Origin of the sequence: Claveliimonas bilis (genome assembly GCF_020892095.1) — a bacterium.
GTDB lineage: Bacteria > Bacillota > Clostridia > Lachnospirales > Lachnospiraceae > Claveliimonas > Claveliimonas bilis.
Genome location: NZ_AP024845.1, coordinates 2450691 through 2464709 on the forward strand (window position 1 = coordinate 2450691; position 14019 = coordinate 2464709).

Annotated in this window: 17 protein-coding genes; 13 read left to right on the forward strand and 4 right to left on the reverse strand. The window is 42.9% G+C overall.

What is annotated here, in order from left to right; translation table 11 throughout:
- Nucleotides 1-212 precede the first annotated feature (212 nt).
- From EUBC25_RS11855 to EUBC25_RS11865, 3 genes are all read left to right on the forward strand, one after another.
- On the forward strand, nucleotides 213-1379 hold the full coding sequence (locus tag EUBC25_RS11855; protein ID WP_230105690.1) for a helix-turn-helix domain-containing protein: 1167 nt from the start codon (nucleotides 213-215) through the stop codon (nucleotides 1377-1379).
- A 390-nt stretch (nucleotides 1380-1769) separates the two neighbouring features.
- Nucleotides 1770-2729: a DUF2971 domain-containing protein gene (locus tag EUBC25_RS11860; RefSeq protein WP_230105691.1), complete on the forward strand. Its 960-nt coding sequence runs from the start codon at nucleotides 1770-1772 to the stop codon at nucleotides 2727-2729.
- Between the two features lie 141 nt (nucleotides 2730-2870).
- Entirely contained in the window at nucleotides 2871-3329 is a 459-nt protein-coding gene (locus EUBC25_RS11865) for a CRISPR-associated endonuclease Cas3'' (protein ID WP_230105692.1), read from the forward strand.
- A gap of 243 nt (nucleotides 3330-3572) precedes the next feature.
- Here the strand turns inward: EUBC25_RS11865 and EUBC25_RS11870 are convergent, their stop codons facing one another.
- The 3 genes from EUBC25_RS11870 to EUBC25_RS11880 all read right to left on the reverse strand — a co-directional run bounded on the left by EUBC25_RS11870 (nucleotide 3573) and on the right by EUBC25_RS11880 (nucleotide 5569).
- Nucleotides 3573-3725 carry a hypothetical protein gene (locus EUBC25_RS11870; protein ID WP_230105693.1) on the reverse strand — a complete coding sequence of 51 codons (153 nt, stop codon included), beginning with the start codon at nucleotides 3723-3725 and terminating at the stop codon, nucleotides 3573-3575.
- A gap of 97 nt (nucleotides 3726-3822) precedes the next feature.
- Complete coding sequence (locus EUBC25_RS11875) at nucleotides 3823-4530, reverse strand: response regulator (protein ID WP_230105694.1); 708 nt, start codon at nucleotides 4528-4530, stop codon at nucleotides 3823-3825.
- Nucleotide 4531: 1 nt separating this feature from the next.
- A complete protein-coding gene (locus tag EUBC25_RS11880) occupies nucleotides 4532-5569 on the reverse strand; it encodes a sensor histidine kinase (protein ID WP_416386684.1) in 1038 nt (345 codons plus the stop codon).
- Between the two features lie 313 nt (nucleotides 5570-5882).
- Here EUBC25_RS11880 and EUBC25_RS11885 point away from each other — a divergent pair, with 313 nt between their 5' ends.
- The 5 genes from EUBC25_RS11885 to thiI all read left to right on the forward strand — a co-directional run bounded on the left by EUBC25_RS11885 (nucleotide 5883) and on the right by thiI (nucleotide 10656).
- The gene (locus EUBC25_RS11885; protein WP_230105696.1) at nucleotides 5883-6464 is read left to right on the forward strand and encodes a manganese efflux pump MntP; all 582 of its coding nucleotides are present in this window, start codon (nucleotides 5883-5885) and stop codon (nucleotides 6462-6464) included.
- A gap of 78 nt (nucleotides 6465-6542) precedes the next feature.
- On the forward strand, nucleotides 6543-7496 hold the full coding sequence (prmA, locus tag EUBC25_RS11890) for a 50S ribosomal protein L11 methyltransferase (RefSeq protein WP_230105697.1): 954 nt from the start codon (nucleotides 6543-6545) through the stop codon (nucleotides 7494-7496).
- Nucleotides 7497-8234 (forward strand): 16S rRNA (uracil(1498)-N(3))-methyltransferase, encoded by a 738-nt coding sequence (locus tag EUBC25_RS11895; protein WP_230105698.1) that lies wholly within the window; start codon nucleotides 7497-7499, stop codon nucleotides 8232-8234. It abuts the gene before it with no gap.
- 56 nt (nucleotides 8235-8290) lie between these two features.
- Nucleotides 8291-9448: a cysteine desulfurase family protein gene (locus EUBC25_RS11900; protein WP_230107603.1), complete on the forward strand. Its 1158-nt coding sequence runs from the start codon at nucleotides 8291-8293 to the stop codon at nucleotides 9446-9448.
- A 26-nt stretch (nucleotides 9449-9474) separates the two neighbouring features.
- Nucleotides 9475-10656 (forward strand): tRNA uracil 4-sulfurtransferase ThiI, encoded by a 1182-nt coding sequence (thiI, locus tag EUBC25_RS11905; RefSeq protein ID WP_230105699.1) that lies wholly within the window; start codon nucleotides 9475-9477, stop codon nucleotides 10654-10656.
- Between the two features lie 84 nt (nucleotides 10657-10740).
- Here thiI and EUBC25_RS11910 read toward each other — a convergent pair whose 3' ends face one another.
- Nucleotides 10741-10977, reverse strand: coding sequence for an HPr family phosphocarrier protein (locus EUBC25_RS11910; protein WP_230105700.1), 237 nt, complete (start codon nucleotides 10975-10977; stop codon nucleotides 10741-10743).
- A gap of 195 nt (nucleotides 10978-11172) precedes the next feature.
- Between EUBC25_RS11910 and mtaB the strand changes: the two genes are divergently transcribed.
- Genes mtaB through EUBC25_RS11935 form a run of 5 tightly spaced genes read left to right on the forward strand, consistent with a single transcriptional unit; the run spans nucleotide 11173 to nucleotide 14007 of the window.
- The gene (mtaB, locus tag EUBC25_RS11915; protein WP_230105701.1) at nucleotides 11173-12474 is read left to right on the forward strand and encodes a tRNA (N(6)-L-threonylcarbamoyladenosine(37)-C(2))-methylthiotransferase MtaB; all 1302 of its coding nucleotides are present in this window, start codon (nucleotides 11173-11175) and stop codon (nucleotides 12472-12474) included.
- A 55-nt stretch (nucleotides 12475-12529) separates the two neighbouring features.
- Entirely contained in the window at nucleotides 12530-12793 is a 264-nt protein-coding gene (locus EUBC25_RS11920; protein ID WP_230105702.1) for an IreB family regulatory phosphoprotein, read from the forward strand.
- A gap of 5 nt (nucleotides 12794-12798) precedes the next feature.
- The gene (gene ruvX, locus EUBC25_RS11925; protein ID WP_230105703.1) at nucleotides 12799-13260 is read left to right on the forward strand and encodes a Holliday junction resolvase RuvX; all 462 of its coding nucleotides are present in this window, start codon (nucleotides 12799-12801) and stop codon (nucleotides 13258-13260) included.
- A 12-nt stretch (nucleotides 13261-13272) separates the two neighbouring features.
- Nucleotides 13273-13530 carry a DUF1292 domain-containing protein gene (locus EUBC25_RS11930; RefSeq protein WP_230107604.1) on the forward strand — a complete coding sequence of 86 codons (258 nt, stop codon included), beginning with the start codon at nucleotides 13273-13275 and terminating at the stop codon, nucleotides 13528-13530.
- Between the two features lie 6 nt (nucleotides 13531-13536).
- Nucleotides 13537-14007, forward strand: a complete 471-nt coding sequence (locus EUBC25_RS11935; RefSeq protein WP_230105704.1) for a Fur family transcriptional regulator — start codon at nucleotides 13537-13539, stop codon at nucleotides 14005-14007.
- Nucleotides 14008-14019: the final 12 nt, after the last annotated feature.

Here is a 14019-nt window from a genome sequence, read left to right on the forward strand (position 1 = left end):
ACAAACCGGTAAAATTTTGTGAGGCGCACAAATGATATGGTGCCCATGCGGTAAAAGAAACACCATTGAAATCAATACCTTTTGAGGGTGGATTCCAATGGTGTTTTTATAGTATGATATCAGAAATCATGGAATATTGCGGGATTCGCTATCTGTGGGGTGTACGTTTTTTGGCGGAAAGGATAAGATATGTCTGGAAAGGAGTTGAAGATATGGACAGTAAGAAGATTGGGGCGTTTATCGCCGTCAATCGCAAGAAGAAAGGACTGACCCAGGAACAGCTGGGGGAGAGACTTGGCGTCACCAATAAGACCATATCGCGCTGGGAGAATGGAAACTATATGCCGGACTTGTCGATGCTGGAACCGCTAAGTAAGGAACTGGAGATCACGCTGAATGAGCTTCTGGCCGGAGAAGAGATCAGGGAGGAAGAGAGTGCCGCCCGTGCAGAAAAGAATTTGATCAGCGCTATTGACTACAGTGTAAAGAAAATCAAAAATGAACATAAGAAGATATCTGTTTGTATCATGATCGTAGGAATCCTGATCTGTATATTCTCATTTTCTATATTCGAACCGGAAAGCAGTTGGGGAGAAATCTATTCCATCCTCGGATGTCTTCTGATAACAGCCGGGATTTTCCGGGAATTAAGAGCCATGTCCTTGCTGAAGAGAATACTGGTCGGTGCCGGTGCATTTCTGCTGCTGATCGGGAGTTTTATAGCGGCTGACTTTGTGGGCGTATCAGAATATAAACGCCCGCCTGGTTACCGGTATTCGACTATAACTTATTTTACCAAAGGGAAGATCATAGAATACCGCAACTTGTTTTATCATGTGTTTCAGATTAATGCAGATACGCCGAATGAGTATTTTATTATTGATACAAAAAAGGAGTATGGCGTGGATACAGTTCCGGTCAGCCCCTTTAACCGGGATAAATGCGGGATAAGGCAGATTATCCGGTATCAGAGTAATTACATCGGAGACAACAGCAATATCGGGAATTTATTCCATGCGCTGCCTCTGTCAGAGCGTGGATATGTATTTGAGATTGATTCGGAGAACTGTGGCGCAACCATCGATTACCATACAACAGACTGGTATGGAAATGAAGATCTCTATACAGAAAAAGGACTGATTTACAATTCAGTTTCCGCATTTGCCCTGATTAGGAATTTGGAATATATACGGTATAACTTCAGCGGCAGCAGTTATGTGATTACCAGAAAGGAAGTGGAGCAGAATTATCCAGAGTACCATCAGGTGGTCAACGGACAGAAAATTGATGAAGAAGCTTTTGATGAATATGTGGAAAGCAAGATGAACGAGGATGAATTCGTGAAGACAGTGTTTGCACTGTTCGAACAGCAGGGATAAAACTCAAACGGCGGAAGTCAGAAAAGGGCGAATGAAGAGATCTGTAAAAAAAGTTAAAGATGAGAGTGGATCTGGTCAAGAAGAATTAATTCTCCAAAAATATTATTAAAAAAATTAGTACTCACCTCTTGGCTCGTTTGGGGTGGTTTTGTCCTGTGGCGTCAGAGCCCGTAAAGCCTTATTTTACAAGGTTTTTGCGGGTTCTTACTTTTTGTCTGGGAGCGTCAAAAATCGTCATTTTGAAAGAAAATGGTGTAGTAGAATTGCTGAAATATGAAGAATTTGGTAGAATTAATTATAAAAATAAGATGTTGATTTCGCAGTCCTTTTTCGGTATATAAAACATGGTGTTCCATTAACAGTAGATTTTGGGTGAAAGGAATATTTATTATGAATAATAATCAAATGCCACCTGATTTTAAAAAATATGATTTTACGATGGCTTCTTTGCTAAAGGAAAACACGTTAACTAGATATAGATCCTGTATTTTACAGAATATTGAAAATTTGAAAAAAGATCGTCTTTACTATTCGACACCTATTAATTTTAATGATCCGTTTGATACACTTTTATATGCAAACTATTTTAGAATATTAGATGATGTCGCGGAAAATCTTAATATAGGAATGGAAAATTATCTTAAGTGTTTAAAGGAAAAAGATAAATTTTTAGCTTCTTTTGGCATTGCTATGTGGTATGGTAATAAAAAAGATGATTTTTTAGAGAGTTTTTTTCAGTCTATACATAATGCGGCAAAAGAATTAAAAGAGTCCCTTAGAAATAATGCTAGAATTATATGTTTTTCAGAAGATTATTTATCAATGTTGATGTGGTCACATTATGCAGACAATCATAAAGGATTTGCTATTATCTATGATAGAGACGCTATTGCTAATGCTGATAATTTTACTGCGGATAATACAGTTATCAAAAAAAAACCATTATTGAGACCAGTAAATTATGTTGAACAACAAATTGATCTTACAGAAGAATTAGAAGAATATGTTAGAGCGTATCGAATGAAAACTTTAGGAGATGTAACCCCACCACAGTGTCATTTGTCTGTAGAAAAACTTCGAACAACTTTATTAGAAAAGTCACAGGATTGGTCATATGAAAGGGAATGGCGTGTGATTCCAAGACATATTAATTTGGAAAATTCGTCTAATCTTAGTTATATGAAAGTACGACCGAAAGCTGTAATTTTGGGGGCACAGTGTGAAAGAAATAATCAAAAAGAAATTATAGATATATGTAGGAAAAGAAAGATATCGGTATATAAAACCGAAATTAATTACTGGGAACCGGGATTCAAATTAGTAGTTATTGAGCCAAATCCCAATATTTAAGTTGTAAGAAAAAGATAGGGGCTATGATATTATAAATTAAAGGATTAATTTAATATAGAACAAATGATGGGACGAATCAATGCTTTGTAAATTTATTTGTTAGTGTGAAAACATATGTAATTATACGAAAGAAGGGGTAGTTTGGAAAAATATGTAGCTCACAGAAATGAGTTTACAGGTTCGATACAAACAGTAAAAGTTCACTGTGAGAATACGGCTGAGTTATGTCGGAAATTTTCTATTCCTGAATTGAAAGACTTTTTGTTTGTAATAGGGCTGCTTCATGATGTAGGGAAATACCAGGAATCTTTTACGAAAAGGATCAATGGTGCCAATATCCGGGTAGAGCATTCTACCTGTGGAGCCTTGGCTGCCTGTGAGAATTATACAACTGGTCCTATGGCGCTGATGATGGAATATTGCATTGCAGGACATCATTCCGGGATACCGGATGGGGGATTTGCAAATGACAGCAGCGATATGCCGACGCTGCAGGGGAGGATGAAGAGACAGTTTGAGGACTATAGTGAATATAAAAGCGAACTGTTTCTGCCGGAATTAATTGTTTTTTTATTTAATAGGAAATTTCTTTCCTATTAAATAAAACGCTCCGCGGGATGCGCACTCGCGAGAAGTGGAAGTTGCCGCTAAAGCGACCGCGCTCGGCGCGAGAGTTCCGCAAGGGAACTCTTTGTTCTTGCAAAAAAATAAACGAGCAGGCTGTCAACTGGACTTACGTGACATGCACTGCTCGCTTAAGCGGTTTGATTATAACATTTGTTTTTTGGATTTGCAAGTAAAAATCCGTGGGATGATATGTAAGGTTACAGGGGCAGAACGCCTCTATTTTGTGATCGGAATACCCTTTGTAATGCGGCGGATGATTTTCCAGATTACTACAATGGGGATTCCCAGCGTGATGACAACTGTCGTCAGAAGTCCGGTACATCCTCCGATAATTACAAGCAGCATCATTCCTATATTTCCGATATCCATTTTAGACCACTCCTTTGCCTTTTCAACGATGTACAACCCTTATTTTAATTCTTGGGCCCGGCAAAGGAAAGAGATCTCGAGATTCTTTAGCAAAATTTTAACAATCCTCCTCCTTCATGCGGTATCCTACGCCTACTTCTGTAAAGATGTATTCCGGCTGCGCCGGATTTTTTTCGATTTTTCGGCGAATATTAGCCATATTTACCCTGAGGATCTTGTTGTCCTCATCAGCGTATGGTCCCCACACATCATGGAGAAGAGTGGAGTAGGTAATGACCTTGCCTGAATTTTGAGCCAAGAGGGCCACTATTTTATATTCGACAGGGGTGAGATGAACTAATTCCCCGGAAATAGTAAGGCTTCTCTTGTCAAAATCGAGTACCAGGTCACGGCAGTGATAGGTATGAATATTGGCGGACGACGCAGCCAGAGGGCGGCTGCTGTGACGGAGGCTTGTCCGGATTCTTGCGAGAAGCTCGGAGGTTCCGAAGGGTTTTGTAATATAATCGTCTGCGCCGTTGTCCAGAGCCAGTACCTTTTCTTTTTCTGTTGTTCGGGCAGAGATTACAATGATCGGACAGCTTGTCCAGCTTCGGACAGAGCGGATGATGGACTGTCCGTCTATATCAGGCAGGCCAAGATCGAGCAGAATCAGATCGGGACAGTTGGAACTGATCAGCTGGAGTCCTTCTTTTCCGGTACTTGCTGTTACAGTTTTGTACCCGTGATTTTTTAACACTTTGCTCATAAAGGCCAGGATATTTTTCTCATCTTCAATAAAAAGGACGGTTATTTTTTGCTGCATCTTAATTTTCCTCCGAATTTGGTAAGGTGAATGTGAATACTGCGCCGTGTTCATGGTTTCGGGCTGTGATTTCTCCGCCATGGGCTTCTACAATTGTCCGGCATATAGAAAGTCCGATTCCCATGCCTTTGTGAATATCACTGCTGTCACCGGATGAGTAGGTACCGAGGAACAAACTGTCGATCCGGGTTTCATCAATTCCCCGCCCGAAATCTTTCACTTCAAAGGTGGTAAAGAGGTCGGATTGACTGATAGTAAGGACAGTAGGAAGACGACTGTCAGAATGAACGACTGCATTTTCCAGAAGATTGATCAATACCTGTTCAATTAGGGTTGCGTCCATGGGAATCATCAGGAAGTCATCCGGCACATGGACTTCAAAACGGGCGTCGGGAATCCTTTTCTGCAGCCTTAATACGGCTTCTGATACAACTTCTTCTACAACTTCAGGAGACTTATGTACCTTTCGGTCATTGGTCTGGATACGGGTAACGCTTAACAGATTTTCTACCATATTAAGGAGCCAGTGGGAGTCATCATTAATATTCTGGATCAGTTCTCTTTTCTCCTGAGAAGAGAGAGAATCCTCGGCGTCCAGATAAGAAGCAGAGGCTCCGATAATCCCGGTAAGCGGTGTTCTTAGATCATGGGAGACAGCGCGGAGAAGGTTAGCTCTTAGTTTTTCACGTTCCGCTTCTTCCATTTCTTTTTCCCTTTCAGCGTTAATGGCAATCTGCTTTTTCAGTCTGCTGGTGACTGTGGTGGTCAGTAAGGTAATGACAAGCATTCCGATAAAGGTAATAGGATAACCGGTCAATGTGAAATTGAGGTCAAAATAAGGATAGGTAAAAAAATAATTGATGCAGACGACAGAAAACAGAGCGGTGAAGATACCATATCGATAACCGCTGGTGCAAAGAGAAATGATGATCAGTGCCAGTATATAGATCAGAGCAATATTGGCAGAATTTTCCGGGACAAAACGAAAGAATAAAAAGGAAAGCATTGTTGCAGGAATCAGTATAAGACATGTAATCATCCAGTTGTTGGAAAGTATCTTCTTCACCTTTTAACCTCCTTTTGCAATCGCATTGCTGTCCAAGATAAGAAAAATGTAACATACAACAAAGGAAAAGTAAAGGTTGACAGGCTATAGGAATTTCTATATAATAAGCCAAGCGATAAGGGAGTAGTTGGCGCATATAAGCGCAGTATTGTCAACATACTGATGTGAGAACATCTGGCATTACTTTAAATAATGAGACTTATCCGTGGGAGTGACCTGCGGATAGGTCTTTTTTGTGATATCGCCGAACCTTCCGGAAGGGAAAACAACAAAAGGAGACAAATATATGGGAATTGCAGAACTTTTTCTGATGGCAGTAGGATTATCAATGGATGCCTTTGCAGTAGCTGTCTGTAAGGGCCTCGCCATGAAGAAATGTACTTGGACTAAGGCGGGGGTCGTTGGATTGTATTTTGGCGTGTTCCAGGCCGGCATGCCGATGATCGGATATCTTTTGGGAATTCAGTTTAAAAATGTGATCACATCTGTTGATCACTGGATCGCATTTATTCTTTTGGGCATTATTGGAGGAGGGATGCTCAAAGAAGCATTTGAAGATGGAGAATGTAAAGAATGTGGAGAAGCGACAGAAGAAGAGGAATCGCTGGATATCAGAACCATGCTGGGACTTGCGGTAGCTACAAGTATTGATGCGCTTGCAGTAGGGGTTACTTTTGCATTTCTGCAAGTAGAGATCGTGCCGGCAGTCAGCTTCATCGGCGTAACGACCTTTCTTATTTCGGCAGCGGGAGTCAAGGTTGGAAATATCTTTGGCGGACGCTGGCAGAAAGGGGCACAGATCACAGGTGGCGTGATTTTGATTTTGCTTGGCGTGAAAATCCTCATTGAGCATTTGGGACTGATATGATACACTAAAATGACAGGCATTTGACCGATTTGCAAAAGGACGAAATAGAAAAAATAAGAAAACAATTGAGGTGAAGCTATGAAATGGAATAAATTCCGGTTAAAGACAACGACTGCCGCAGAGGAGATCGTCAGCAGTACTTTGATGGAGTTGGGGATCCAGGGAGTAGAGATTGAGGATAAAATCCCTTTGACTCAGAAAGATAAAGAGCAGATGTTTGTGGATATCCTGCCGGAAACAGCCGAAGATGATGGGATAGCATACATTACGTTTTATCTGGAGGAGGAAGAAGATAAAGACGCTGTACTTCAGAGAGTAAGAGAAGAGCTGGATGATCTGTCGGAATTTCTGGATATCGGTGAGGCGTTCATTGAGGAATCACAGACAGAAGATGTGGACTGGGTAAATAACTGGAAACAGTATTTCCACCAGTTTACGATTGATGATGTGCTGATCATCCCATCCTGGGAGGATGTAAAGCCGGAGGATGAAAACAAAATGATCATTCATATTGATCCGGGAACAGCCTTTGGAACGGGAATGCATGAAACGACGCAGCTTTGTATCCGGCAGATCCGTAAGTATGTCACGCCGGACACAGAGATACTGGACGTGGGGTGCGGAAGCGGAATCCTGGGAATGCTGGCTTTGAAGTTCGGAGCACGGCATAGTGTGGGAACGGATCTTGATCCCTGTGCCATCGATGCCACCCATGAGAATATGGAAGTAAATGGAATTTCCAGAGATCAGTATGAGGTGATGATCGGAAATATTATTGATGATAAGGAAATCCAGGATAAGGTGGGATATGAAAAATATGATATTGTAGCAGCCAATATTCTGGCGGACGTCCTGATCCCTCTGACTCCTGTTATTCTTTCTCACTTAAAGAGCGGGGGAATCTATATCACCAGCGGAATCATAGATGACAAAGAAGAGGCAGTCAAAGAGGCTGTGGAAGCAGCCGGAATGGAAATTCTGGAAATCGGACACCAGGGAGAATGGGTCAGCGTAACAGCGAGGAAGAAATAGATGCAGCATTTTTTTGTGACACCGATGCAGGTGGAAAAGCCCTATATTTATCTGGAAGGTTCTGACGTGAACCATATGAAAAATGTACTTCGGATGAAAAAAGGGGAAAAGGTGGAAATAAGCGATGGGAACAACCGGAAATATGTGTGCGCGGTAGAATGCTATGAAGAAGGGAAGGCGGTCCTTACGATCCTTGAGGAAAAGGAGCTGGATACAGAGCTCAATGCCAGGATCTGCCTGTTCCAGGGTCTGCCAAAGGCAGACAAGATGGAGCTTGTTATCCAGAAAGCGGTAGAACTGGGAGCGGCAGAGATCATTCCTGTAATCACGAAAAGATCAGTAGTAAAGCTGGATGCCAAAAAGGGAGAAAAGAAGGTGCAGCGATGGAATGAGATTGCCAAAAGCGCCGCCAAACAGGCGGGGCGGGGAGTGATTCCCCAGGTTTCCCGGATCATGTCTTATCAGGAAGCGCTGGAATATGCCGCTGCTTTGGATGTGATCTTATTTCCCTATGAGTTGGCAGAGGGGATCGCTCATTCCAGGGAGGTGATCTCCTCGGTGAAGCAGGGACAGTCTGTGGGCGTGTTTATCGGGCCTGAAGGCGGATTTGAGAAAGAGGAGGCTGATCTTGCAGATAAAAAGGGTGCTGCGACCATTACACTCGGGCGGCGGATTTTAAGAACGGAAACAGCTGCTATTACCGTACTCTCATTGCTGATGTATCACCTGGAATCCTAGAAGCGCATAAGTTAATAGTAAAAATGAATCAATAGATCAGGAGTTGTTGGGAAATGATGGAAGTTTATCTTGATAATTCTGCCACTACCAAAGCGTATGAATGCGTGGGGGATCTTGTAAGAAAGGTCATGTGCGAGGATTATGGAAATCCTTCTTCTATGCATATGAAAGGAGTGGAGGCAGAGCATTATATAAAAGAAGCAAAGGAAATTCTGGCAAAGCTTTTAAAAGTTCAGGAAAAGGAAATTTTCTTTACTTCCGGCGGAACGGAGAGTGACAATCTTGCGCTGATCGGCGCTGCCCGTGCCAATAAGAGAAGGGGAAATCATCTGATCACTACATCCATAGAGCATCCGGCTGTCCTGAATACCATGCGTTATCTGGAAGAGGAGGAAGGCTTCCGGGTGACGTTTCTTCCGGTAGACCGGTTTGGACGGGTGAAACTGTCTGACCTTCAGGAAGCTCTCTGCCCGGAAACGATCCTGGTTTCCGTTATGTATGTAAATAATGAAGTGGGTTCTGTACAGCCGGTAGATGAGGCTGCCGGGATTGTCAAGGCCTACAATAGAGAGATCGTTTTTCATGTGGATGCAGTGCAGGGATTTGGAAAATACAGGATTTATCCGAAAAGGTCCAAGATTGACCTGCTGTCCATCAGTGGGCATAAGATCCATGGGCCGAAGGGAACCGGCGTGCTTTATATTTCAGAAGGGGTGAAGATAAAACCCATTGTCTTTGGCGGGGAGCAGCAGAAAAATATCCGCTCCGGCACGGAAAACGTTCCTGGCATTGCAGGGCTTGCACTTGCGGCAAAGGAAATCTATACAGATCTTGAAGAGAAGGTGGCCCGCATGAGGGAGCTGAAAAAGCATTTTATTGAAGGTGTGACAAAGCTGGAAGATACGACAGTGCACGGTCTTTATGATGAGACCAGCGCGCCCCATATCATCAGTGTGGGATTTGCGGGAGTAAGGAGCGAGGTGCTTCTTCACGCGCTGGAAGAAAAGGGAATCTGTGTCTCTTCCGGATCAGCCTGCGCATCCAATCACCCGGCCATCAGCGGTGTGCTTAAAGGTATTGGAGCAGGAAAGGAATATCTGGATGCCACGCTGCGGTTCAGTATGTCAGAGTTTACTACAAGAGAAGAGATTGACTATACACTGGAAACACTATATAATTTAGTACCGGTGCTGCGGCGCTATACGCGAAGATAGCCGTCAGCGAAGGAGAGGGAAGAAAAATGACATTTCATACTTTTTTGATAAAATACGGAGAAATCGGAATTAAGGGAAAGAACCGCTATCTGTTTGAGGATGCGCTTGTCAGACAGATCCGCTATGCACTTCGGGAAGCGGACGGTTCTTTTAAAGTTCACAAGTCAAGAGGCAGAATTTACGTGGACTGCGAGGGAGAGTATGATGCAGATGAAGTGACATCCTGCCTGCAGAAAGTGTTCGGGATCGTCGGTATCTGTCCGGTTGTCTGTGTGGAAGACCACGGATTTGAGCAGCTCAAGAAGGATGTAGTTGCCTATATGGACGAATTGTATCCGGATAAAAACCTTACTTTTAAAGTAGAAGCGCGAAGAAGCAGAAAGACTTATCCGGTCAATTCCATGGAGATCAACTGCCTGGTGGGAGAGGCAGTTTTGGATGCTTTTCCTGAAATAAGGGTCGATGTCCATAAGCCGGATGTCCTGCTCAATATCGAAGTAAGAGAACAGATTTATATTTACTCCAGAATTATACCGGGGCCGGGAGGAATGCCAGTTGGAACAAATGGAAAAGCAATGCTCCTTCTGTCTGGAGGAATTGACAGCCCGGTGGCAGGGTACATGATTGCAAAACGGGGTGTGGCGCTGGAGGCCACTTATTTCCATGCACCTCCGTATACCAGTGAAAGGGCAAAGCAAAAAGTGGTGGATCTGGCCAGGATCGTTGCATCCTATGCGGGTCCCATTAAGCTTCATGTGGTAAACTTTACAGATATTCAGCTCTATATTTATGATCAGTGTCCCCATGAGGAACTGACCATTATTATGCGGCGTTATATGATGAAAATTGCAGAGCGTTTTGCGAAGGAAGACGGGTGCCTTGGCATGATCACAGGAGAGAGTATCGGACAGGTGGCAAGTCAGACTATGCAGAGCCTTGCGGCGACAAATGAAGTATGTACGCTTCCGGTTTATCGTCCGCTGATCGGTTTCGACAAGAGAGAGATTGTGGAAGTGTCGGAAAAGATCGGATCTTATGAGACCTCTATTCAGCCTTTTGAAGACTGCTGTACGATTTTTGTGGCAAAGCATCCTGTGACAAAGCCTAATATCAATGTAATTCACAAGTCAGAGGAAAATCTGACAGAGAAGATTGATGAGCTTGTGGAGCAGGCTGTTCGTTCTGTGGAAGTGATTGAAGTTCAGTAAAAAATACGCCGGAATGTCAGAGCATTTCGGCGTATCTGTTATTTTATGTTTGTCTATATGATATTCGGTGCAGTACCAATCGGTCTATACAAGGTATGGTTTCAGAACTTCCAGGATTTCAGCTACATCACTGTCATTGTCGGCATGAATATTCAGGTCGATTGCCTTGGACAGGTCCAGGCTGAAAATACCCATGATAGATTTGGCATCAATTACATATCTGCCGGATACTAAATCGAAATCATAGTCAAATTTTGTAATATCATTTACAAAAGATTTTACTTTGTCAATTGAGTTTAAAGAAATTTGTACTGTTTTCATTTGGAAAAACCTCCTTGATTTCTAATTCATTTTCTATAAACATCTTAAGAGGTGCATAGATAAAAGTCAAGGAACAAATTGCCAAAGAATCAGGCTGAAATTCGTTAAAGCATACAACAATTTGTATGAAGCCGTCAGGCAGAGCAGCTTACGATATCATTTATACAAAGCAATATAAGAAAAGAGAGGAAATCAATGAAAAAGGCAGCACTTCACAATTTGGGATGCAAAGTAAACGCATATGAAACAGAAGCGATGCAGGAGATTCTGGAAAAGAGCGGTTATGAGATCGTTTCCTTTCATGATAAAGCCGACGTCTATGTTATTAATACCTGTACAGTAACCAATATGGCAGACCGGAAATCCAGACAGATGATTCACCGGGCAAGAAAAATGAATCCCGATGCGGTTATTGTTGCGGCAGGCTGCTATGTGCAGGCGCGGGGAGATGAGCTGGAGGAAGGGATCGATATCGTGATCGGTAACAACAAAAAGCAGGAGCTTGCCGGAATCCTGGAACACTATTGGCAGGAGAGGGAAAAGAGAGGCAGGCAGACTGCTGTTCAAAAAGAAATTGTAGATATTGGTCATACTTCGGAGTATGAGGAGCTTCATCTGACCCATACGGGAGAACATACCCGCGCATATATCAAAGTACAGGATGGATGCAATCAGTTTTGCTCCTACTGTATTATTCCCTATGCAAGAGGAAGGGTGAGAAGCCGGAAAAGAGAAGATGTGGTTCGGGAAGTAAAAGAGCTGGCAAAAGGCGGATATAAAGAAGTCGTACTGACAGGAATCCATTTGAGCTCTTACGGAATCGATCAGGAGGACAATTTGCTGAATCTGATCCAGGCTGTGCATAAAGTAGAAGGAATACGAAGGATCCGGCTGGGTTCATTGGAACCAAGGATCATTACAGAGGAGTTTGCACGTACTCTGGCAGAACTTCCCAAGATTTGCCCCCACTTTCATCTTTCTTTGCAAAGCGGATGCGACGAAACGCTGAAAAGAATGAACCGGAGATATACCTCTGAAGAATATTATGAAAAATGTTGTCTTCTCCGAAAATATTTTCAGGATCCGGCTCTCACGACAGATGTGATCGTAGGATTCCCGGGAGAAACTGAGGAGGAGTTTGAAAAGTCCAGAGACTTTATTGATAAAGTTAATTTTTATGAGACACATATTTTCAAATATTCCCCCCGTAAAGGGACGAAGGCTGCTGCTATGGACAGGCAGGTCCCGGAGCAAGTAAAAGCAGAACGGAGCAATGCGCTGATCCAACTTAGCCGGAAGAAACAGAACGCTTATGAAGAAAAGCTGATCGGCACCAGCAGGGAAGTGCTTATAGAGGAGTCTGTGCAAAGAGAAGATGGTATTTATCAGGTCGGCTATACTCCGGAATATGTGAAAGTCGGACAAAAAACGCCAGAAAATTTGGCAAATCAGTTGATAAATGTAGAAATTGAGAACCGTTTACAAATAATTCATTGAATTTCAGATGGGAATAGAGTAGAATAAGTATGAAGTATTTTTGGAGGACGTGAATATGAGAGAATTAACAAACACTCAGTTTTTCCAGGTGGAAAGCGGCCCGCAGATTCAGGCCAAGGACATCCTAGAAATAGTGTATAAAGCGCTGAGCGAAAAGGGATATAATCCGGTTAATCAGATTGTGGGTTATATTATGTCCGGAGACCCCACTTATATTACCAGTCACAATGGAGCGAGAAGCCTGATCATGAAAGTGGAGCGTGATGAACTGGTAGAAGAGATGCTCAAGACGTATATTGCGCATCATGATTGGGAATAATTTCTATGAGAATTATGGGACTGGACTATGGTTCCAAGACTGTAGGTGTGGCTGTAAGTGATCCTATGGGTATTACAGCGCAGGCAGTGGAAACCATTTGGAGAAAGGAAGAGAACAAGCTTAGAAAAACATGTGCCCGCATTGAGGAGATTATCCGGGAATATGAGGTGGAGTCCATCGTACTGGGACTTCCCCGGCATATGAATTACGATGTGGGAGAAAGAGCGGAAAAAGCGTTGGAATTTGGTGAGATGCTCCGCCGGCGTACCGGCCTGGAGGTCGTGATGTGGGACGAGCGTCTGACTACAGTGGAAGCGGAACGGACTTTAAAAGAAAGCAAAGTTAGAAGGGAAGACCGCAAGAAGTATGTGGATCAGATTGCGGCTGTTTTTATATTGCAGGGATATCTGGATGCAAACAGACAGAGCGATAAAGGCGGCGCCGAAGATTTACAGAGCTTGTTTTGAGGTGTTAATATGATGGAAAAAATTAAATTTTGTGCAGATGGTGCGGAGGAAGTTGAATTTTACGTACTGGAGCAGACGAGAATTAACGGAACGTCCTATATTCTGGTAACCGATTCAGAAGAAGGCGATGCAGAATGCCTGATTTTGAAGGACAGATCAGAAGATAAAGATACAGACAGCATTTACGAAATTGTGGAGGATGATACAGAGCTGATGGCCGTATCCAAAGTATTTGAGGAACTGCTTGAAGATGTTGAGATTGAAAGGTAGCATACTATGTCTATAAGTCAGGAAAAATTTAAGGAAATGCTGAAAGAAAAGGGACTCAAAGTAACCAATCAAAGGTTGCTTGTGTTACAAGTGCTTGCAGAGCATCATGAGCAGCACATGACTGCAGAAGACATTTTTGAACTGGTGAAGGAGGATTATCCGGAGATCGGTCTGGCAACGATCTATCGGACGGTTCAGCTTCTGCTGGAAATGCAGCTTGTAGATAGGATTATTTTGGATGATGGGTGTGTGCGGTACGAGATAGGGGATTTCTGCGACGAAAGAACAGAACCCCATCATCACCATCATCATTTGATCTGCCGTGACTGTGGGAGCGTAATGGAATTTCGGGATGATCTTCTGGAGAACCTGGAGGATCATATTGAGAAAGAAACAGGCTTCCACGTTATGGATCACGAGCTGAAATTCTATGGACAGTGCAGAAAATGTCGAGAAAAGCAAAATAACGGAAAATAAACCTATGGAGGT

Bases quoted from the DNA above. Each gene is read 5' to 3' on its own strand.
- prmA (WP_230105697.1), top strand. From the start codon at position 6,543: ATGAAATGGAATAAATTCCGGTTAAAGACAACGACTGCCGCAGAGGAG.
- EUBC25_RS11875 (WP_230105694.1), bottom strand. From the start codon at position 4,530: ATGCAGCAAAAAATAACCGTCCTTTTTATTGAAGATGAGAAAAATATC.
- EUBC25_RS11885 (WP_230105696.1), top strand. From the start codon at position 5,883: ATGGGAATTGCAGAACTTTTTCTGATGGCAGTAGGATTATCAATGGAT.
- thiI (WP_230105699.1), top strand. From the start codon at position 9,475: ATGACATTTCATACTTTTTTGATAAAATACGGAGAAATCGGAATTAAG.
- EUBC25_RS11935 (WP_230105704.1), top strand. From the start codon at position 13,537: ATGTCTATAAGTCAGGAAAAATTTAAGGAAATGCTGAAAGAAAAGGGA.
- EUBC25_RS11895 (WP_230105698.1), top strand. From the start codon at position 7,497: ATGCAGCATTTTTTTGTGACACCGATGCAGGTGGAAAAGCCCTATATT.
- EUBC25_RS11930 (WP_230107604.1), top strand. From the start codon at position 13,273: ATGGAAAAAATTAAATTTTGTGCAGATGGTGCGGAGGAAGTTGAATTT.
- EUBC25_RS11860 (WP_230105691.1), top strand. From the start codon at position 1,770: ATGAATAATAATCAAATGCCACCTGATTTTAAAAAATATGATTTTACG.
- ruvX (WP_230105703.1), top strand. From the start codon at position 12,799: ATGAGAATTATGGGACTGGACTATGGTTCCAAGACTGTAGGTGTGGCT.
- mtaB (WP_230105701.1), top strand. From the start codon at position 11,173: ATGAAAAAGGCAGCACTTCACAATTTGGGATGCAAAGTAAACGCATAT.
- EUBC25_RS11900 (WP_230107603.1), top strand. From the start codon at position 8,291: ATGGAAGTTTATCTTGATAATTCTGCCACTACCAAAGCGTATGAATGC.
- EUBC25_RS11910 (WP_230105700.1), bottom strand. From the start codon at position 10,977: ATGAAAACAGTACAAATTTCTTTAAACTCAATTGACAAAGTAAAATCT.
- EUBC25_RS11880 (WP_416386684.1), bottom strand. From the start codon at position 5,569: ATGATTACATGTCTTATACTGATTCCTGCAACAATGCTTTCCTTTTTA.
- EUBC25_RS11855 (WP_230105690.1), top strand. From the start codon at position 213: ATGGACAGTAAGAAGATTGGGGCGTTTATCGCCGTCAATCGCAAGAAG.
- EUBC25_RS11870 (WP_230105693.1), bottom strand. From the start codon at position 3,725: ATGGATATCGGAAATATAGGAATGATGCTGCTTGTAATTATCGGAGGA.
- EUBC25_RS11920 (WP_230105702.1), top strand. From the start codon at position 12,530: ATGAGAGAATTAACAAACACTCAGTTTTTCCAGGTGGAAAGCGGCCCG.